The 20,780-nt window shown below is 64.8% G+C and carries 14 protein-coding genes and 1 pseudogene; 6 read left to right on the forward strand and 9 right to left on the reverse strand.

Annotation, left to right across the window (positions count from 1 at the left end; all coding sequences use genetic code 11):
* Window positions 1-27 precede the first annotated feature (27 nt).
* Both putA and J3485_RS18575 read left to right on the forward strand, forming a co-directional pair.
* On the forward strand, window positions 28-3,981 hold the full coding sequence (gene putA / locus J3485_RS18570) for a trifunctional transcriptional regulator/proline dehydrogenase/L-glutamate gamma-semialdehyde dehydrogenase (RefSeq protein ID WP_206955560.1): 3,954 nt from the start codon (window positions 28-30) through the stop codon (window positions 3,979-3,981).
* Between the two features lie 85 nt (window positions 3,982-4,066).
* Entirely contained in the window at window positions 4,067-5,215 is a 1,149-nt protein-coding gene (locus J3485_RS18575; protein ID WP_206955561.1) for a branched-chain amino acid ABC transporter substrate-binding protein, read from the forward strand.
* A 186-nt stretch (window positions 5,216-5,401) separates the two neighbouring features.
* Here the strand turns inward: J3485_RS18575 and cadR are convergent, their stop codons facing one another.
* Window positions 5,402-5,833, reverse strand: coding sequence for a Cd(II)/Pb(II)-responsive transcriptional regulator (gene cadR / locus J3485_RS18580; RefSeq protein ID WP_206955562.1), 432 nt, complete (start codon window positions 5,831-5,833; stop codon window positions 5,402-5,404).
* Window positions 5,834-5,870: 37 nt separating this feature from the next.
* A complete protein-coding gene (locus J3485_RS28955; RefSeq protein WP_242538833.1) occupies window positions 5,871-6,149 on the reverse strand; it encodes a hypothetical protein in 279 nt (92 codons plus the stop codon).
* Between the two features lie 9 nt (window positions 6,150-6,158).
* Between J3485_RS28955 and J3485_RS18585 the strand changes: the two genes are divergently transcribed.
* Window positions 6,159-8,306, forward strand: a complete 2,148-nt coding sequence (locus J3485_RS18585) for a heavy metal translocating P-type ATPase (protein ID WP_309477028.1) — start codon at window positions 6,159-6,161, stop codon at window positions 8,304-8,306.
* A gap of 67 nt (window positions 8,307-8,373) precedes the next feature.
* On the opposite strand, the gene J3485_RS18590 is transcribed toward J3485_RS18585, so the two are convergent.
* Both J3485_RS18590 and J3485_RS18595 read right to left on the reverse strand, forming a co-directional pair.
* On the reverse strand, window positions 8,374-9,414 hold the full coding sequence (locus J3485_RS18590) for a S1C family serine protease (protein ID WP_206955564.1): 1,041 nt from the start codon (window positions 9,412-9,414) through the stop codon (window positions 8,374-8,376).
* 106 nt (window positions 9,415-9,520) lie between these two features.
* Entirely contained in the window at window positions 9,521-10,057 is a 537-nt protein-coding gene (locus J3485_RS18595) for a DUF3455 domain-containing protein (protein ID WP_206955565.1), read from the reverse strand.
* A 500-nt stretch (window positions 10,058-10,557) separates the two neighbouring features.
* Between J3485_RS18595 and J3485_RS18605 the strand changes: the two genes are divergently transcribed.
* Window positions 10,558-14,613, forward strand: a complete 4,056-nt coding sequence (locus tag J3485_RS18605) for a non-ribosomal peptide synthetase (protein WP_206955567.1) — start codon at window positions 10,558-10,560, stop codon at window positions 14,611-14,613.
* 83 nt (window positions 14,614-14,696) lie between these two features.
* Here the strand turns inward: J3485_RS18605 and mnmE are convergent, their stop codons facing one another.
* The gene (gene mnmE, locus J3485_RS18610; protein ID WP_206955874.1) at window positions 14,697-16,100 is read right to left on the reverse strand and encodes a tRNA uridine-5-carboxymethylaminomethyl(34) synthesis GTPase MnmE; all 1,404 of its coding nucleotides are present in this window, start codon (window positions 16,098-16,100) and stop codon (window positions 14,697-14,699) included.
* 369 nt (window positions 16,101-16,469) lie between these two features.
* Here mnmE and J3485_RS18615 point away from each other — a divergent pair, with 369 nt between their 5' ends.
* Window positions 16,470-16,892: a transcriptional regulator gene (locus tag J3485_RS18615; protein ID WP_206955568.1), complete on the forward strand. Its 423-nt coding sequence runs from the start codon at window positions 16,470-16,472 to the stop codon at window positions 16,890-16,892.
* 144 nt (window positions 16,893-17,036) lie between these two features.
* Here J3485_RS18615 and yidC read toward each other — a convergent pair whose 3' ends face one another.
* From yidC to rpmH, 4 genes and pseudogenes are all read right to left on the reverse strand, one after another.
* Window positions 17,037-18,701, reverse strand: coding sequence for a membrane protein insertase YidC (gene yidC / locus J3485_RS18620; protein WP_206955569.1), 1,665 nt, complete (start codon window positions 18,699-18,701; stop codon window positions 17,037-17,039).
* Between the two features lie 30 nt (window positions 18,702-18,731).
* The gene (yidD, locus tag J3485_RS18625; RefSeq protein WP_206955570.1) at window positions 18,732-18,962 is read right to left on the reverse strand and encodes a membrane protein insertion efficiency factor YidD; all 231 of its coding nucleotides are present in this window, start codon (window positions 18,960-18,962) and stop codon (window positions 18,732-18,734) included.
* Window positions 18,963-19,037: 75 nt separating this feature from the next.
* Window positions 19,038-19,514 (reverse strand): annotated as a pseudogene (gene rnpA, locus J3485_RS18630) (ribonuclease P protein component); the annotation flags it as partial.
* Window positions 19,515-19,545: 31 nt separating this feature from the next.
* Window positions 19,546-19,680, reverse strand: coding sequence for a 50S ribosomal protein L34 (gene rpmH / locus J3485_RS18635; protein WP_004198824.1), 135 nt, complete (start codon window positions 19,678-19,680; stop codon window positions 19,546-19,548).
* Window positions 19,681-20,114: 434 nt separating this feature from the next.
* On the opposite strand from rpmH, the gene J3485_RS18640 reads away from it, so the two are divergent.
* On the forward strand, window positions 20,115-20,780 hold a 666-nt coding region (locus J3485_RS18640; protein WP_277991610.1), incomplete at its 3' end, for a DnaA N-terminal domain-containing protein.

Below are 20,780 nucleotides of genomic sequence, written 5' to 3' on the forward strand. Positions count from 1 at the left end.
CTCGTATCGCCGGCGATCGAAGGAACCATGGCCAGTACTACCCTAGGCGTCAAAGTCGACGATCTCCTGCGCTCCCGCCTCAAAGAGGCCGCCGCGCGTCTCGAACGCACGCCGCATTGGCTCATCAAGCAGGCGATCTTCGCGTACCTCGAGAAAATCGAGCATGGGCAGCTTCCTCCCGAGCTATCGGGCGTCACGGCCGTGGGCGACGTCGGCGACGGCCCCGTTCCCGAGCATGAGGACGACGGCGCGCCGCATCCGTTCCTCGATTTCGCGCAGAACGTGCAGCCGCAGTCGGTGCTGCGCGCGGCGATCACGGCCGCGTATCGCCGCCCCGAGCCCGAGTGCGTGCCGTTCCTGATCGGCGAAGCGCGTTTGCCCGCGCAGTTGGCGGCCGACGTCGGCAAGATGGCGACGAAGCTCGTCGAGACGCTGCGCGCCAAGCGCACGGGCGGCGGCGTCGAGGGCCTCATCCACGAGTTCTCGCTGTCGAGCCAGGAAGGCGTCGCGCTGATGTGCCTGGCCGAAGCGCTCCTGCGCATTCCCGATCGCGCGACGCGCGACGCGCTCATTCGCGACAAGATCAGCAAGGGCGATTGGAAGTCGCACGTCGGCCATGCGCCGTCGCTGTTCGTCAACGCGGCCACCTGGGGCCTCATGATCACGGGCAAGCTCGTCACGACCAACAGCGAAGCGGGTCTGTCGTCGGCGCTCACGCGCTTGATCGGCAGGGGCGGCGAGCCGCTGATCCGCAAGGGCGTCGATATGGCGATGCGCCTGATGGGCGAGCAGTTCGTGACGGGCGAAACGATTTCGGAAGCGCTCGCGAACAGCCGCAAGTACGAAGCGCGGGGCTTTCGTTACTCGTACGACATGCTCGGCGAGGCTGCCACGACCGAAGAGGACGCGCAGCGCTACTACGCCTCGTACGAACAGGCGATTCACGCGATCGGCAAGGCGGCAGGCGGGCGCGGCATCTACGAAGGCCCCGGCATTTCGATCAAGCTCTCGGCGCTGCATCCGCGCTACTCGCGCGCCCAGCAAGAACGCACGATGAACGAGCTGCTGCCGCGCGTGCGCTCGCTCGCCGTGCTCGCGCGCCGCTACGACATCGGCCTCAATATCGACGCCGAAGAAGCCGACCGCCTCGAGTTGTCGTTCGATCTGCTCGAAGCGCTTTGCTTCGATCCGGAGCTCGCGGGCTGGAACGGCATCGGCTTCGTCGTGCAGGCCTACCAAAAGCGCTGCCCGTTCGTGATCGACTACGTTGTCGATCTCGCCCGCCGCAGCCGGCATCGCATCATGGTTCGCCTCGTCAAGGGCGCATATTGGGACAGCGAGATCAAGCGCGCGCAGCTCGATGGGCTCGAAGGCTATCCGGTCTATACGCGCAAGGTCTACACCGACGTCTCGTATATCGCCTGCGCGAAGAAGCTGCTCGGCGCGCCCGATGCCGTCTACCCGCAATTCGCGACGCACAACGCGTACACGCTGGCGGCCATTTATCACCTCGCCGGCCAGAACTATTACCCCGGCCAGTACGAGTTCCAATGCCTGCACGGCATGGGCGAGCCGCTGTACGAGGAAGTCACGGGCCGCGAGAAATTGAACCGCCCGTGCCGCATCTACGCCCCCGTCGGCACGCATGAAACGCTGCTCGCGTATCTCGTGCGGCGCCTGCTCGAGAACGGCGCGAACACCTCGTTCGTCAATCGCATCGCCGACGAAACGGTGCCCGTCGCCGCGCTCGTCACCGATCCCGTCGACGAAGCCTCGAAGATCGTCCCGCTCGGCGCGCCGCACGCGAAAATCCCGCTGCCGCGCGACTTGTACGGCAGCGAGCGGCTCAATTCGATGGGCCTCGATCTGTCGAACGAACATCGCCTCGCCTCGCTGTCGTCGGCGCTGCTCGCGAGCGGTCATCACCCGTGGCGCGGCGCTCCGATGCTCGAGAGCGGCGAGTTGGCCGCGTCGAGCGCGGCGGGTCGCAGCGAGCGCGTCGTGCGCAATCCGGCCGATCACCGCGACATCGTCGGCACCGTCGTCGAAGCCACGCGCGAGGACGTGAACGCAGCCCTCGTCGCCGCCGTCGCCGCCGCGCCGATCTGGCAAGCGACACCGGTCTATGCGCGCGCCGATTGCCTCGCGCGTGCGGCCGATCTGCTCGAAGCGCAGATGCATACGCTGATGGGCCTCATCGTGCGCGAGGCCGGCAAGTCGCTGCCGAACGCGATCGCCGAAATTCGCGAGGCGGTCGATTTTCTGCGCTACTACTCGGCGCAGATCCGCGAGGAATTCTCGAACGATACGCACCGGCCGCTTGGCCCCGTGGTCTGCATCAGCCCGTGGAACTTCCCGCTCGCGATCTTCATGGGGCAAGTGGCCGCCGCGCTCGCGGCCGGCAATACCGTGCTTGCCAAGCCCGCCGAGCAAACGCCGCTGATCGCCGCGCAAGCGGTGCGTCTGCTGCGCGAAGCGGGCGTGCCCGCAGGCGCCGTGCAACTGCTGCCCGGCGACGGCGAAACAGTTGGAGCCGCGCTCGTTGCCGATGCGCGGACGCGTGCCGTCATGTTCACGGGCTCAACCGAAGTCGCGCGCCTCATCAACAAAACGCTCGCCGATCGTCTCGATCCGGACGGCAAGCCGATTCCGCTGATCGCCGAGACGGGCGGGCAAAACGCGATGATCGTCGATTCGTCCGCGCTCGCGGAGCAAGTCGTCGCCGACGTCATGCAATCGGCGTTCGATTCGGCCGGCCAGCGCTGCTCGGCGCTGCGCGTGCTGTGCTTGCAGGACGACGTCGCCGATCGCACGCTTACGATGCTCAAAGGGGCGATGCACGAACTGGCGCTCGGCAATCCCGATCGTTTGTCGATCGACGTCGGTCCCGTCATCGATGCCGAAGCGAAGCGCACGATCGACACGCACGTCGCCGCGCTGCGCGAGAAAGGCCGCTTCGTCACGCAGCTTTCACTGCCCGAAGGCTGCGCACACGGCACGTTCGTGCCGCCGACGCTGATTGAGCTCGACGGCATCGAGGAGCTCAAGCGGGAGGTGTTCGGTCCGGTGCTGCACGTGGTCCGCTATCGCCGCAGCGGCCTCGACAAGCTGCTCGAGCAGATTCGCGCAACCGGCTACGGGCTCACGCTAGGCATCCATACGCGGATCGACGAAACCATTGCGCACGTCATTTCGCGTGCTCATGTCGGTAACATCTACGTCAACCGTAACGTGGTGGGTGCGGTCGTCGGCGTGCAGCCGTTCGGTGGCGAAGGGTTGTCGGGCACGGGCCCGAAGGCGGGCGGTGCGCTCTATCTGCAGCGCCTCTTGGCCAAGCGCCCGTCGGGCTTGCCGAAGTCGCTGGCGGCTTCGCTCATCGCTGATGGCGCAGGCGAGCAAGACAAGGGCGGCGCGCCGCGCTCGCCGCGTGCCGCGCTCACGTCGCTGCGCGACTGGCTCATCACCGAGCTGCAGCCCGCGCTCGCCGCGCGCTGCGACGGCTATCTCGCAAATATGCCGGCCGGTGCCACGGCCGTGTTGCCTGGTCCCACGGGCGAGCGCAACACTTATACGCTCGGCGCGCGCGGCACGGTATCCTGCGTGCCCTCGACGGTAACCGGCGCGCGTGCGCAGTTCGCGGCGGTGCTCGCCACGGGTAACCGGGCGATGTTCTCGGGCGCGGCTGGCGAGGCGCTCGTTGCGGCGCTGCCTGGGCATCTCAAGCCGTTCGCCGACGTGCAAAAGAGCGCCGAGACACCGTTCGACGCCGTGCTGTTCGAGGGCGACAGCGACGAACTGCTTACGCTCGTGAAGGAAGTGGCCAAGCGCCCGGGGCCGATCGTATCGGTGCAAGGCGTCTCGACGCATGCGCTCGAGAACGGCGACGAAGACTACACCCTCGAGAGGCTGTTGACGGAACGCTCGGTGAGCGTGAACACGGCAGCGGCGGGCGGCAATGCGAATTTGATGACGATCGGCTGAGCAATCCTTGTCGATGGATTCAAAAGAGGGAGCGGCGCGGCGACCCCGACGCCGCTTCCAACTACCTTGGTATCTAGGAGAAGCTATGCAGCACAAAATGAAAACGCTGGCAGGCGCGACGCTCGTTGCGGCAATGTCGCTGGTGGGGACCGCACACGCACAGCAAGCAGAACAAGTGAAGATCGGCTTCGCCGGCCCGATGACGGGCGCGCAAGCGCACTACGGCACCGACTTCCAGAACGGGGTGAAGCTCGCGATCGCCGACATGAACGCGACGAAGCCCGTGATCGGCGGCAAGCAAGTCGAGTTCGTGCTCGACTCGGCCGATGACCAAGCCGACCCGCGCACGGGTACGACCGTGGCGCAAAAGCTCGTCGACGACGGCATCAAGGGCATGATCGGCCACTTCAATTCGGGCACGACGATCCCGGCTTCGCGTATCTACGCGAACGCGGGCATCCCCGAAGTGGCGATGGCGACGGCGCCTGAATACACGCAGCAAGGCTTCAAGACGACGTTCCGCATGATGACCTCGGATACGCAGCAAGGGGCGGTCGCGGGCACGTTCGCCGTGAAGGATCTCAAGATGAAGAAGATCGCGGTCGTCGACGATCGCACGGCTTACGGCCAAGGCCTGGCCGATCAATTCGCGAAGGCCGCGAAGGCTGCCGGCGCGACGATCATCGATCGCGAATTCACGAACGACAAGGCTGTCGATTTCAAGGCGATCCTGACGAAGCTGAAATCCGCGAACCCCGACCTGATCTACTACGGCGGCGCCGACTCGCAAGCCGCGCCGATGGTCAAGCAAATGCGCTCGCTCGGGATGAAGACGCCGCTGATGGGCGGCGAAATGCTCCACACGCCCGACTTCCTGAAGATCGCCGGCCCGGCTGCCGAAGGCACGTACGCATCGCTCGCCGGCCTGCCGCTCACTGCCATGCCTGGCGGCAACCAATACGTCGCGAAGTACAAGAAGGCGTTCGGCACCGACGTCGAAACGTACTCGCCGTATGCCTACGACGGCACGATGGCCATGCTGACGGCGATGAAGAAGGCCAACTCGACCGATCCGGCGAAGTACCTGCCGGTGCTCGCGCAAACGAACATGCCCGGCGTGACGACGACGCACTTGGCGTATGACGCGCATGGCGATCTGAAGAACGGCGGCATCACGATCTATCAGGTCAAGGATGGCCAGTGGGCCCCGCTCAAGAGCGTCGGCGCGAAGTAATCGCACGCAGTAATCGTGCGAAGTAGTCGCATAGTCGCACTGCGCTGACGCGCGGCGCTTGCTGAGCGCCTCGCCAAAAGCCCCGCGGACGAACGTCGCGCGGGGCTTTTATTTTTACGGCCGTTGCGCCGCGCTTCTGCGTTTATCGCCGAGTCGCACCCTGAGCCATGAGCGAAAGCGCTCGGCTCAGCCGACGTGCGTGCGCTTGGCCGGCGCCGGCAGCGTTTCCATCGCGGCGAGCCCGTGAACGATGCCGCAGGCATCGACGGTTCCTTCACCGTGGCATTGCTCGCGCAACGTGATCAATTGCCCCTTCAGATGCTCGAGTTCGGCGAGCCGCGTATCGACGTGGCCGATGTGCGCGTCGAGCAATGCGTCGATCGATTCGCAGCGGTCCGAATGGCGGTCCATCAAGCGCAGCAGCATCCGAATCTCGTCGTGCGTCATGTCCAGCGCGCGGCAATTGCGGATGAAGCGCAGCCGCTCGATGTGCTCGGGGCCGTAGTTGCGATAGTTCGCCTCGGTGCGCTGCGCATCGGGCAACAGCCCCTCTTTCTCGTAGAAGCGGATCGTTTCCGTCGTGCAATGGGCGGCCTTCGCCAGTTCGCCGATTTTCATGGGGCCTCGCAGCGGTCGTGGGTTGACCTTGGAGTGGCTACAAGGTGTTTACTGTACCCCAACGGTTCTCCGAGGGTATTTCATGACACAAACGCATCGCGTGCACCCCGAGCGGCGGCACGACGACGCCACGGGCAATGACGGCAATACGCATCGCCATGACGCCGCTGGCGCGTGCCCGCAGCCGCATCATTGCAGCCACGAGCACGAGCACGAGCACGAGCACGAGCACGAGCACGAGCACGAGCACGCCGCATCGCACAGCCATGCAGATCACGGCGAGGGGCATGCCCGCGATGAAGGATGTTGCGGGCACGAGGCGCCGGTGCTCACGCCGCTGCGGGCCGCGTCGAGGCGCGCCGACGGCGTCGAGACGGCGATCCGCATCATGCAGATGGACTGCCCGACGGAGGAAGCCCTGATTCGCGGCAAGCTCGACGGTATGTCGGAGGTGGTCGGTCTCGACTTCAACCTGATGCAACGGACGCTGACGGTCGTGCACGCGCCGGGCGCGGAGCCGGCCATTCTCGCCGCCATCCGTTCGCTCGGCTTCGTGCCGGAGTTGCCCGATCCGGCGACGCGCGAGCCGGCTGCCGCCGAACTCGCGCGTCCGTGGTGGCCGCTCGCGCTGGCCGTGCTGGCGGCTCTTGTATCCGAGGCCGCGACTTGGTTCGGCGCGTCGCCTTGGCTTGCCGGCGGCTGCGCTGGCTTCGCGCTTGCGCTGAGCGGCCTTGGCACGTACCGCAAGGGATGGATCGCGATCCGCAACGGCAATCTCAATATCAACGCGCTGATGAGCATCGCGGTGACGGGGGCGATGGCATTGCGCCAATGGCCCGAAGCGGCGATGGTGATGGTGCTGTTCGCGCTCGCCGAGCGGATCGAGGCGCAGTCGCTCGATCGCGCGCGCAACGCGATTCACTCGCTCATGCAATTGGCGCCGGAGCAGGCGAGCGTCCAGCAAGCCGACGGCAGTTGGGCCACTGTCGAGGCGAAGACCGTGGCGGTCGGCGCGCGCGTGCGCGTGGGGCCGGGCGAGCGCATCGCGCTCGACGGCGAGATCGTCGCCGGCGAATCGAGCGTGAATCAAGCGCCGATCACGGGTGAAAGCCTGCCCGTCGACAAAGGCCCTGGCGATGCCGTCTTCGCAGGCACGATCAACGAGGCCGGCTCGTTCGAGTATCGGGTCCGCGCACTCGCCGGCGACACGACGCTCGCGCGCATCATCCACGCAGTCGAGCAGGCACAGGGCAAACGGGCGCCGACGCAGCGTTTCGTCGACCGCTTCGCGCGTGTCTATACGCCGATCGTCTTTGCCTGCGCGCTGCTCGTCGCTGTCGTGCCGCCGCTCGTTGCGGGCGGCGCTTGGCGCGAATGGATCTACCGTGCTCTCGTCATGCTCGTCATCGCATGCCCGTGCGCGCTCGTCATTTCGACACCCGTGACGATCGTGAGCGGATTGGCCGCCGCCGCACGGCGCGGCATCCTCGTGAAAGGCGGCGTCTACTTGGAAGAGGGGCGCAAGCTCGCGTGGCTCGCGCTCGACAAGACGGGCACGATCACGACGGGCGCGCCGTCGCAGACCGATTTCGAGCCCCAGGCCGACGTGCCGGTGGCCGACTGCCGACGCATCGCGGCCGCGCTCGCGCAGCGCTCGGCGCACCCCGTATCGCGCGCGATTGCGGCCGCGGCGGCGCCGACGCTCGGCCGCGAGCAGGCCGGCGCGACCACTGCCGTCGACGGCTTCGAAGCGTTGCCGGGGCGCGGCGTGACGGGGCTCGTCGAAGGCGCGCGTTATTGGCTCGGCAACCCGCGGCTCGCGCGCGAACGGGGGCGGCTCACCCCTGCCATCGAGCTGCGCGCGAGCGAACTCGAGCGGCTGGGGCGATCGGTCGTCCTACTGATGAACGAGACGCGCGTTCTCGCGCTCTTCGCCGTAGCCGACACGATCAAACAGACGAGTCGCGCCGCGCTCGCGCAATTGCATGCGCTGGGCATTCGGACGGCCATGCTGACCGGCGACAACACGCACACGGCGCGCGCGATCGCGGCCGAAGTCGGGATCGACGACGTGCGCGGCGAGCAACTGCCCGAGGACAAGTTGCGCGTGATCGAGACGCTTGCGGCCGACGGCGGTGCGGTCGGCATGGTCGGCGATGGCATCAACGATGCGCCTGCGCTCGCGCGTGCGCGGATCGGCTTCGCGATGGGCGCGATGGGCAGCGACGCGGCGATCGAGACGGCCGACGTCGCGTTGATGGACGACGATTTGCGTAAGATCCCGGCGTTCGTGCGCCTATCGCGCGCGACGTACGCAGTGCTCGTGCAGAACATCGCATTTGCGCTGACGATCAAGGCGATATTCTTGGCGCTCACGCTGGCCGGGCTCGGGACGATGTGGATGGCCGTATTCGCCGATGCGGGGGCGAGCCTCATCGTCGTCGCGAACGGGCTGCGGTTGCTGCGCCGCTAGTTTGAAGCGCGCCGTGACGACGATGCACGCCGAGTTGCCCGATCTCGAGCGGCGGTTGCGCTAAGCCTCACGCCGAGCGCGCATCGGCCGGCTCGACCGGCGTGACGCGCAACGTGAGTTTTTGCGTCAAGCGCAGTACCGTGATCTCGACGGTACGATCGATCCTCGACGCATCGAGCACGCGTTGCAACGCATCGACGCCGTCCACTGGCGCTCCGTCGATCGCGACGATCGTATCGTCGACACGTAGCCCGCCGAGCGCGGCCGGGCTGCCTTTGACGACCTCGATCACGCGCACCCCGCTCGCCGTCTCCAGCGCGAAATAGCGCTGTGACTTACGGGCGATCGGCACGGCGGTGCCGGCCACGCCGATGTAGGCGCGCCGCACGCGCCCGTGCGCAAACAATTGCATGATGACCCACTTGGCCGTGTCGATCGCGGTTGCAAAGCAGATCGCCTGTGCGCCGGGAATGATGGCCGTGTTGACGCCGATGACTTGCCCGCGCGAATTGACGAGCGGCCCGCCCGAGTTGCCGGGATTCAAGGCTGCGTCGGTTTGGATCACGTCGTAGATCATGCGGCCCGATGCCGAGCGTAGCGAGCGGCCGAGCGCGGAGACGACACCGGTCGTGACGGTGTGTGCGAGCCCGAGCGGATTGCCGACTGCGATCGCGATTTGACCGACGCGCAGCTTCGCGGACTCGCCGAGCTCGGCGTGCGGCAACGGCTCGGCCGAACCGATTCGCAACACGGCGAGATCGGTGCTCGGATCGTCGCCGACGAGGCTGGCCTCGTGCGTGGCGCCGTCGGCGAGCGTGATGCGAATGGCGGTTGCGCCGTGCACGACGTGGCTGTTGGTCAGTAGATAGCCGTCGGGCGTGAAGAGAAAGCCCGAGCCGGTGCCGCCGCGCCGGGTATTGTCGCCCGGCCGCGCGCGCTCGACGGAAACGAAGACGACGGCCTGCTGAACGCGTTCGAGCGCGCCGATGACGGTGCGCGAGTAGGCATCGAGCAGGGCGTCATCGTGATCGAATGCGATCTCGCCCGCGCTGTGGTCGTCGGACGGCACGCGCGCGAGATCATCGATGAAAGCAGGGCGACTTCCCATGATCGTCGTTCTCCAACGCAGAGTAGGGCCGAACATGCGGGGCTGGGTGGCGGTTTTCAAGGGGGAGCGCTCTGGGGATGGCGTGTTACCCCTGCCGCATCATGATTCAGCGCAAAAACACGTATCGGGCGAGATAGGGCGAACGACCTTCTTCGCCGACTTTCGCGCAGGCACGAGACGGAGCGACGCCGCCAACGGTGGCGAGCCGCTGCACGTACCGCACGTCCGAGAGCATGCCCTTCGCGCCGACGCTTTGGGTGGTGAGCAACAGTTGAGGGATGCTGTTCGGCGTGCTGCTGGGCGCCTGATGAAGCACCTTTCCCTCGATTCGACTGCCGTCGTTTGCACGCCACGACGGCCCCGCAACGTGATGCACCGCGAGCGCACCCGCGTCGTCGTACAGATACGCATCCGGCGCTCTCAACGTCCACTCGAGCGTGCCGTCGCTTTTCTGTTTGCAGGTGTAGATTTGCACCCCGCTCGCTTCGAGCGATACCACAACCTGCGTGCCTGGAACGTCGAGCGTACTGGCGGTGGCGGGTGAAACACCTTGCGCCGAGGCCGGCGATGCGAGCATAGAGCAGGCGGCAGCAGCGACGCCTAGTGCGGCGAGCCGTTTCGTGAGCCTAGATTGCGATTTCATCGATGTTCCGTGTAGATGGGAGAGGCGGGAGCCCGCCGGCAGCGTCGACACTTCAACGAGCGCATGATACCGCCCCGACGCCTCATTCCCACTGCGCCACGCCGCCATGTCGCGAGCACGTCTTGGCCGAATTTGTTCACGTAGTGCCGATGCGTGGTCAGGTCGGATTCGTTCGGTTGCGCCCAGACATCCGAGGATGTTCGCGCCAAGATGGCGGGCGACGAGAACGCAATGGCGACGATGGCCGCGGCGCCTCGTGCCACCTAATCGGCCGATCCGAGCTATCTTTGTTGGGCTGAACTTGATTCGAGGGGAGTTAAGTCATGCGGTGGCTTTGGCGCAGGCCCAGAGCGCGAGATGATGGCTGCCTCGACGCCCAATGGCAGTATGATGCTCCGCGTCGCTCCAGTACGGTATTACCGGGGGCGCGGAACGATCAGAAGGGCGATCCTGATTGGCCCGACGGCAACATTCGGTTTCTCGGGCGTCCGGACTTGCAGATGCGCCTGCCGCCGCCGATCGTCATGGCCAATCGCGACGAGCCGTTGCCCCTGTCCTTCGAGCAAGAGCGGCTCTGGTTCCTGGTGCAACTGCAGGGCGCCAGCCAGGCCTTTCACACTCAGTTGTGCCTGCGGTTGACCGGAGAGTTGGACCGCGGCGCATTGCACCGCGCGCTGGACCGCCTCGTCGCCCGGCACGAAGTGCTGCGGACCCGGTTCCCTTCCGTCGATGGTCAACCGGTTCAACGCATTGCGGCCAAACACCGCGTCTTCGACCTGCGCGAGCATGACCTGCGCCACCGCGGCGATACCGAAAGTGCGTTGCAGCAGCTAGCCGTCGAGGAAACCACCGCCGCGTTCGATCTGCAAGTCGGCCCGCTGATTCGCGGGCGACTCATCCGGCTGGCTGATCGCGAGCATATTCTGCTCGTCACCCTGCACCATATCGTTTCCGACCGTTGGTCGACGAACGTGATAAGGCGCGAATTAAGCGCGCTCTACGCCGCCTTCCGGAATGGCCGGACCGACCCACTGCCGGCGCTAGCCATCCAGTACCCTGACTATGCCGTCTGGCAGCGGCGGTGGCTCACCGCGGACATTCTGCAAGCGCAGCGCGACTATTGGCATCGCGCTCTGGCGGGCGCGCCGTCCGTTCTAAAGTTGCCCACCGATCACCCGCGTCCCGTCCAGCAGGAACATTCCGGCGCGTCTGTTGCGGTGGAACTGGACGACAACCTCACGGTGGGATTGAAGGCGCTGAGCGAGCGCCATAACGCGACCCTATTCATGACGCTGCTGGCCGGTTGGGCAGCGCTGCTCGCCCGGCTTTCCGGTCAGGACGATGTGGTGATCGGCACGCCGGTTGCCAATCGAGGCCCCGTCGAGGTCGCGCCGCTGATTGGGCGCTTCGTCGACTGCGTGGCGTTGCGGGTGGACCTTTCCGGGCAACTCGTCGTTGCGGGGCTTCTGCGACGGGTCAAAGCCCGAGTGCTCGAGGTGCAACAAAACCAGTTGTCGTTCGAACACGTGCTCGATATCGTGCGGCCGCCGCGCAGCCAAGCGCATACGCCGGTGTTTCAGGTGTTGTTCGACTGGCAGGAGGACTTCGGCGAAAGCGACCTCGATCTGCCGGGGCTGACCGTTGCGCCGGTGAAGCCGCCTTACTCTGTCGCGACATTTGATCTGACGCTCACCCTCGCCGAGGTGGGCGGACGCATCGCCGGTACGCTGGAATATGCCGCGGTGTTGTTCGACCGGGCGACGGTTGAGCGTTATGGCGGGTACTTGCGCAGCGTGCTTAAGGCGATGACGGAGGATGACGCGGCGGCGGTCGACCGGTTGCCGTTGATGAGCGACGCCGAACGCCATCGGTTGCTCGTGGCATGGAACGCGACCAAGGCGGACTACCCGCAAGACAAATGCGTGCATGAACTGTTCGAGGCACAAGCGTCCCGACGACCGGATGCCATTGCCGTCGCGCATAACGACGCGCGGCTAACCTATGCCGAGTTGAACGGCAAGGCCAACCGCCTCGCACACCACCTGAGGACGCTGGGTGTCCGGCCCGATTCGCGCGTGGCAGTCTGTGCCGAGCGCAGTCTGGAGATGGTGGCCGGGCTTTTGGCCATTCTCAAGGCCGGCGGCGCTTATGTGCCGCTTGACCCGGCCTACCCGGCGGAGCGGCTCGCCTATATGCTCGACGACAGCGCCCCGGTGGCGGTGCTCACGGATGCCAAGGCGCAGTTGCCGGCGGCATTCAGTCGGGCGACGGCAGCCGTGCCCGTGATCGATCTCGATGCCGACGCGGCGATCTGGGCGAACCTGCCGGATAGCAACCCCGATCAAAGCAACATCGATCTCACATCCAGACATCTTGCCTATGTCATGTACACCTCGGGCTCCACCGGTCAGCCCAAAGGCGTCATGATTGCGCATCGAGCGGTGGGACGGCTGGTGCTGAACAGCGGCTATGCCGATTTTCAAGCCAGCGACCGTGTCGCCTTTGCCTCGAACCCGACATTTGACGCCTGCACCATGGAAATATGGGCGCCTCTGCTCAATGGTGGCCGCATCGTCGTCATTGACCAATCGATCGTGCTTGATCATGAATTATTCAAGCAACGGCTAGAGCAGGAAGCGATCAATGTCTTGTGGCTGACGGCAGCGCTCTTTAATCAATACGCTGACACGCTCGCCGAAGCGTTCTCCCGTCTGCGCTATTTGATTGTGGGCGGCGATGTGCTCAATCCCAGAGCGATCGCCCACGTGCTTCAGCGCAGTCCGCCGCAACACCTTCTCAATGGCTATGGTCCGACGGAAACCACCACCTTTGCGGCTACCCATGAAGTGCGGGACATGCTGGCGGCATCCACGAGCATCCCGATCGGTCGTCCGATCTCGAACACGCGCATTTACATTTTGGATAGGAACGGGGAGCCGGTTCCGACTGGCGTGGCGGGGGAGATTCACATTGGCGGGACTGGGGTAGCGCGCGGCTATCTGAACCGGCCCGAGCTGACGGCGGCGCGCTTTTTGGCGGACCCGTTCGCCGGGGAGCCCGATGCGCGGATGTATAAAAGCGGCGATCTTGGCCGCTATCTGCCCGACGGCAACATCGAGTTTCTCGGGCGCGAGGACTTCCAGGTCAAGATCCGCGGCTTCCGAATCGAACTGGGCGAGATCGAAGCGCGGCTGTCATCGTACCCGGGGATACGGGAAGCGGTGGCGCTCGCGCGCGACGATGAGCCGGATGCGAAACGGCTGGTCTGCTACTACACGTCGGCCAATGGCAAGTCGATTGCAGTCGATGCACTACGTGCGCATCTGGGCTCGGCATTGCCGGAGTACATGGTACCGGCGGCCTACGTGCGGCTCGACACCTTCCCGCTCACACCCAACGGCAAGCTCGACCGCAAGGCGTTGCCGGCCCCGGACAGCGCGGCCTATGCAGCACGCGGCGATGAAGCGCCGGTCGGTGACGTCGAAACCCGTCTGGCCCAGATTTGGGTCGAGCTGCTCAAGCTCGATCGGATCGGCCGACATGACAACTTCTTCGAGCTCGGCGGCCATTCCTTGGTGGCCTTGCGGATCGTTGCCCGAGTGCAGAGCGCCTTTGGCGTTCAAGTGGGTGTTGCGGCGCTTTTCGCGGCGCCGACCATCAAGCAGTTTGCGGTCCGTGTGTCCAGGACCGAAGCGCCGCCTGAACCTTGGAATGTCGTCAAAATTCAGCCGTTAGGCGAGAAAACGCCGGTCATCGCCATCAACAATACGATGCTGTACTACAACCTCGCGAGGAAAATAGGCGCGCATCGGCCGTTGTTCGCGGTTCAGTTGTTCGATCCCAGCAACCCTCGTTCGTTGCCCCAACGCAGCTTGGAGGAGATTGCGACCGATTACGTAAACCTCATCCGCAGGGCGCAACCGAACGGCCCCTATGTCCTGATCGGCCTATGTGTCGCGGGACTCATCGCCTATGAGGCCGCGCATCAGCTCAGGCAGGCCGGCGAACAGGTACCCCTCGTCGTGATGGGCGACACCTGGTGCCCTGGCTATTCAGCGCAGTTCTCCTTTGTCCAACGCATTCTTATCGGATTCGTCACCTCAAGGTACAAACTCCGTTTTCGCAGGCATCAATTGACGCTCCTTCGAAGTGGCAAGCTGCGAATTGCGCAGTTTTTGGGATCGACCCGAGTCGTGCGTTGGAAGAGGTTGCTGCACCTGCTGTCCAAATTGCGTCTCGCAGAAGAACTTGGGGAACTGGGCAAGGAAGACTGGGCGAACCGCTGGTTTTTATCAGCGCTTGCGGATGCGCAAGACAACTATCGGCCGCGCGCGTTCACGGGCGACGTAGTCTTATTCCAAAGCGAGCAGATACCGGTCAGCCCCCTCGTCGACCCCAAAATGGGCTGGTCCAAATTGATCGACGGCCAGATCTTGACCTATCGGCTCCCCGGTTCGCACGAGGGCATGCTTCGGGATGAACGCGCGGTACCTGTGATCGCTGAACATCTCGGGCCCTTGCTCGATGATGTCGACTTGCGCGCTAGCCACCCGTGACGAGATGTCCGCCGCACGCCGAACCCGGAAGCTCGCCGCCGGCGGGTAATCGAATGCTGCGAAGCCGAGCAAGGCGACGCCAATTATTTTCCAATACAAAACCGACTAAAAATCACCCCGAGCAAATCGTCGGCCGTGAACTCCCCGGTAATCGAGTTTAGCGCTTCCTGCGCGAGCCGCAACTCTTCGGCAAACAAATCGAGCGATTGCGCGCGTTCCTGCGCATGCGCTGCGGCAATCCCCACATGGTCCTGCGCTGCCCGCAGCGCGATCAAATGCCGCTCGCGCGCAAGATAGACGCTCTCCGTTCCCGCCTGCCACCCCGCGATCCGCAGCAACTCCGCGCGCAACAGGTCGATGCCCTCGCTCTTCTTCGCTGACAGCCGGATTTCGCAGACGTCGGCTTCATCTCCATCCACGGCATGTCGATTCACCGAAGGCCCGATCTCGGTCAAATCCGTCTTGTTCAGCACGCGTACGACAGGTACCCCGGCCGGAAACCGCTTGGCGATGACGAAGTCCTCATCGGTCATCCCCAAGCGCGCATCGAGCAAATGCAAGACAACATCGGCGCGCTCGATCTCGCTCCAGGTGCGCGCGATGCCGATGCGCTCCACCTCATCTTCCGTCTCGCGCAACCCGGCCGTGTCGATCACGTGCAACGGAATGCCCTCGATTTGAATCGTCTGGGTGACCTTGTCGCGCGTCGTCCCCGCGATTGCCGTGACGATCGCGAGCTCGGCTCCGGCCAACGCGTTGAGCAGCGACGATTTGCCGACGTTCGGTTGCCCCGCGAGCACGACCGACAAGCCCTCGCGCAACAGCGCACCCTGGCGCGCCTCGCCAAGGATGTGATCGAGCCGATCGCGAATGTGGGCGAGTTTGCCGCGCGCGTCGGCGGCTTCGAGGAAGTCGATCTCCTCCTCGGGGAAATCGAGCGTCGCCTCGACGAGCATGCGCAGGGCAATGACCTCGTCGACGAGCGCGTGAATGTCGCGCGAGAACGCCCCTTCGAGCGAGCGTCCCGCCGAGCGCGCCGCCGCTTCCGTGCTCGCTTCGATGAGGTCGGCGACCGCCTCGGCTTGCGCGAGATCGAGCTTGTCGTTCAAAAACGCGCGCCGCGTGAATTCGCCCGGCTCGGCGAGCCGGAGCCCGAACGCATGCCCAACATCGAGGCAGCGCTGCAAAACGAGTTGCAGCACGACGGGCCCGCCGTGGCCTTGCAGCTCGAGCACATGCTCGCCCGTGTACGAATGCGGCGCGGAAAAATAAAGCGCGATGCCGCGATCGAGCGCGTTGCCGCCGGCGTCGAGGAACGGCACGTAGCTCGCATGGCGCGGCGCCAGCGTCTGGCCACACAGCGCGCTCATCCATGCCAGCGCCGCGGCTTCCCCCGCCCGCCCGCACGAGATACGGACGACACCGATCCCTCCGCGGCCAGGGGCGGTGGCGATGGCGACGATCGGATCGGAATCGAGAGCGAGCATGGTCAAACGGGAAGAATCGAACGGGGTGGCTTGCAGGGCCCAAGGCCGGCGCCGTTATGCATGCCCGCGCATGCCCGGCATTGTAGCGCGCCGGTACCTGCGCCCCTCTGGACACCCGGTAAGGCGCGGCAACCCGTTAGCATAGTTAAGATCTATCTCGATTAAGATAGCGTAGAATTAGGACGAAGCGAAGCATGAGAACGGGGCCATATTGGCATGATGCGCGATGCCATGCGGGTTTTGCGCGGTGAAAGGCCGATGCATCACCCCTTGCGGCGCGCTTCGAACACGCGGTGTTCGTGCCCGATCAGGCTAAAGCTGGCCCGACCGGTTGTCTCCTCTGCGCGCGCTGAATTGCACAATTTCGCGATGCCAACCGTCGAAGAAAAAGCGGCGTTCTCAGAGCGCCTCAAGTTTGCGTTGCAGCGCAGTCCGGAGAAGGCGACGGGCGGGACCCAGCTTGCGTTGCACTTCAACTTGCGCCATCACGGCGAGCATCCGATCTCCCCCCAAACGGCTCACAAATGGCTGACGGGCCGCACGGTCCCGACACCCGACAAGCTATACACGCTCGCGCAATGGCTGCGCGTCGATTTGCACTGGCTGCATTACGGGCCGCCGCCGAATGCGGCCGCCCGCACGACGCCCAAGCCGCTGCCGCGCGACGAAAAATATCCGCTCACGCCCGAGACGATCGAGCTTGCATCGAAGATCGAGTCGCTTTCGGCGCACCATCGCTATCTGGTCCAGGAACTCGTCGAGCAGTTCTACGGCGACAGCGCGGAGCGTTAAACGCGCCGCGCATCGATCCAGCATCGAAGCCAACCCCCAACCCAACAAAATCGACGCCAAAAAAAATCGCCCGGCTAGCACCGGGCGATTCGCTTTCGAAGCGCGGCTTGCCGGAAGGCGCGGCCTAAGCCGCGCCGGCGACGATTACGCTTCTTTCTTCTTACCCATCACGCGCGTGATGTAGTACTGCTGCGACATCGACAGCACGTTGTTCACGACGTAGTACAGCACGAGGCCGGCCGGGAAGAAGAAGAACATGAACGAGAACGCGATCGGCATGAACATCATCATCTTGGCCTGAACGGGATCGGGCGGCGTCGGGTTCAAGCGGGTTTGCAGGAACATCGACACGGCCATCAGCACGGGCAGGATGAAGAACGGGTCTTGCTGCGAGAGGTCGTGAATCCAGAGAATCCACGGCGCGCCGCGCATTTCGACCGACGAGAGCAGCACCCAGTAGAGCGAGATGAACACCGGGATCTGAATGACGATCGGGAAGCAGCCGCCGAACGGATTCACCTTTTCCGTCTTGTACAGTTCCATGAGCGCCGCGTTCATCTTCTGCGGGTCGCTCTTGAAGCGCTCGCGCAGCGCCTGCATGCGCGGCGTGATCGCCTTCATGCGCGCCATCGACTTGTAGCTGGCCGCCGACAGCGGGAAAAACACCGCCTTGATCAGCACCGTCAGCAGCACGATTGCCCAGCCCCAGTTGCCGACCACGCCGTGGATCTTCTCGAGCAGCCAGAACAGCGGCTTGGCGATGATCGTCACATAGCCGTAATCCTTCACGAGTTCGAGGCCCGGTGCGATGCCTTCGAGCACGCGCTCTTCTTCGGGGCCCGCGAACAGGCGTGCCGATACGTCGGTCGACTGTCCCGGTGCGATCGTCGAGAGCGGCTGCTGCACGCCGATGCGGTAGAGCGTCGGATCGATCTTCTCGACGTAGATGTTGCGCGCGGCGCCTTGCTGCGGAATCCAAGCCGTCGCGAAGTAGTGCTGGATCATCGCGACCCAGCCGTTATTGGCCGAAGACGCAACGTCGACCTTGTTTTTGTCGATGTCGCTGAACGTGATCTTTTGGAAGTGATGCTCGTCCGTATAGACCGCCGGGCCGAGGAACGTGTGCGAGAAGCGCGGCGTATCGACGGACTGGCTATCGCGCACGAGCTCCATATAGATGCTCGGCTTGACCGGCAAGGTGCCGACGTTTTCGATCTTCGTGTCGACGCCGATCACGTAGCTGCCGCGCGTGAACGTGTACGTCTTGACGACCTTCAGGCCGCCTTTGACCGGCGATTCGAGCGCTACGTGCAGCGTCTTTTGGTCGTCGCTGAGTGTGAGCGGGCCCGGAACCGGCGTAAAGACGTCGTTGTGATTCGGGAAATCGCCGCCCATCAGGCCCGTGCGCGCGAGATACGTGTGCTTCGCGGTGCGGTCGAACAGCGTGACGTCGAACGGCGCACCCTTGGGGTTGGCGTTCTTCGTCAGGACGAGCTTCTCGAGCGTGCCGCCGCGCGTATCGATCTCGCCGTCATAGACGTCGGTGCTGAAATGGATCAACTGCGCGGCTGCTAGCGGCTGGCTCGGTGCCGTGCCGGCAGCGGGCGTGACGGCGCTGGGCGTCGCGGCGCTCGAAGTCGCGGCGGCTTCGGAGCCGGGCGTGCCCGAGGCCGGGCCGGTGCTCGTCTGCGTCTGCGTCGGGTTCGGAAAGAACATCGACGGGCGTCCGTGATCGCGTTGCCAGTTGTCGAACAGCATGATCGCTGACACGAAGAAGATCGCCCATAGGATGGTGCGTTTGATATCCATGCGTGGTCTCAGAGTCGATGGAGCGGCGTTTCAGCGCTTTTTCGGGGGTGCGGGTGGAACGAGATCGATCCCGCCCGCGGAAAACGGATGGCAGCGGCATAAGCGCTTCACCGCGAGATAACTCCCGCGCGCGGCGCCATGATACTGGATTGCCTCGCGCGCGTAATCCGAACAAGAGGGATAAAAACGGCAACGGTTGCCGAGCAGAGGGCTTACGGCAACCTTATACAGACGCAGCAACGCGATCAGTACCGTTTGCATAGCATTGGGGAGCCGGGCTCCCACCGAGCAGGGGCGCGCGTGCAGCGGATGCGGGGACGGCATCGGGCACGCATGTCAATCTTGCGCCGATTCGGGCGGCGGCGATGCCTGGCGTCGCGCGATTTCGCGCGCCACCTTGCCAAGCAGCATCTCGACTTCCGTTCGACAGAGCGCTCTCAGCGGCGGCGAGACGGCGCTCGGCAACGCGGCCTTGTCCAAGCGCGTGGACAGGCGCAGCAGCACGTCCCAGCCGTCGAAATCGGCGCGGCGCAGCCTAAAGCTTTCCCGCGCGATCCGTTTCACGAGATTGCGCGTCGCGGCCCGAGGGGCGAACTTCTTGCCGACGACGAGCCCAAGGCGTGCCGCCTGGCCGGTCGGCCGTGCGTAGACGACGAAATGCGGCGAGCGGCGCCACGGGCGCAAACGAAAAACGGATGAAAACTCATCCGTTTTAAGGAGCCTCGCGGCTTTGGGGAAGGCTGCTGGCGCTTGCAACGGAACCGGGCCCGATGAGGAAGTGCAACCGGTGCCGGCAGAGCCCGCGTTACCGCGAGCGACGGCTACGGCGCGCGTCGCCTTCGACTTAGATGGCCAGACGCTTGCGGCCCTTGGCGCGGCGAGCGTTGATCACTTTGCGGCCGCCGGCGGTCTTCATGCGCACGCGAAAGCCATGGGTGCGCTTGCGGCGCGTAACGGACGGTTGGTAAGTACGTTTCATGTCGATCTCACTTGAGAATGGACCGCGTACGCATCGGCACTAGGCGCGCGCTGAACCGCTAAACGCTAGGCAATGGCCGGGGTCGAAAAAAGGGTGTTCGCTTTCGCGGGAACCCGCTATTTAAACCGCTTTTCTCTTGGTCGTCAATACCTTACGTGTCTCAACCGCTTGCGCCCGCCGCGCGAAGAAGGCACGCGAGGCGCACGCGATGCTCGATCCGGCCCTGTGGATAACTTCCTGGCACCACGTGTTTGGCGGTAGAATCTCGCCTTACTTCAAGAAACCAGCACGCCGCTCCGACTCGGCCAGCTCGCCGCAAACCCTTGTGGCGACGGGCCGCGGGGCTCGCTCGCTTTGCCGGTTCGGGTCCTTTCGCCGCGCGACGCACGGGAGGGCGGCGGCGGGTCGACGTGCCTTAAAAAGATATCGCCTTGATGAACGAATTCTGGCAACACTGTTCCGCATTGCTGGAGCGCGAGTTGACGCCCCAACAGTACGTGACGTGGATCAAACCGTTGGCCCCGGTCGCCTTCGACGCTAGTGCGAACATGTTGTCCATTGCCGCGCCGAACCGCTTCAAGCTCGACTGGGTCAAGAGCCAGTTTTCGGGCCGTATCTCCGATCTCGCCCGCGATTTTTGGCAGGCTCCCGTCGAAGTGCAATTCGTTCTCGATCCGAAGGCGGGCATGCGCCCGAGCAGCGGCGCCCAATCGGTGCCGCTGCCGCGCGTGCCGGCGTCCGCGGCCGCCGCCATGAGCGCGGCCGGCTTGCCGCTCGAAGGCGGGGCCGGCGCCGCGGCGAGTATGGGCGGTATGGGCGCTGCCGCGCCGGGGCCGAAGGCCGGAAACGGGTCGAGCGGGTCGGGCGGTGGGCAGGCAGCGAATGGCGCGCTCGATGACGCCGCCGATCTCGATCTGCCGAGCGTCGATGCACACGAGGCTGCGGCCGCGCGCCGCACATGGCGTCCCGGCGCGCGTCCGGGGTTGGGGGGCGCGGAATCGGAATCGATGTACGAGCGCTCGAAGCTGAACCCGGTGTTGACCTTCGACAATTTCGTCACCGGTAAGGCCAATCAACTGGCGCGGGCGGCGGCGATTCAA

The organism is Trinickia acidisoli (assembly GCF_017315725.1).
In the GTDB taxonomy this organism is placed as follows: domain Bacteria; phylum Pseudomonadota; class Gammaproteobacteria; order Burkholderiales; family Burkholderiaceae; genus Trinickia; species Trinickia acidisoli.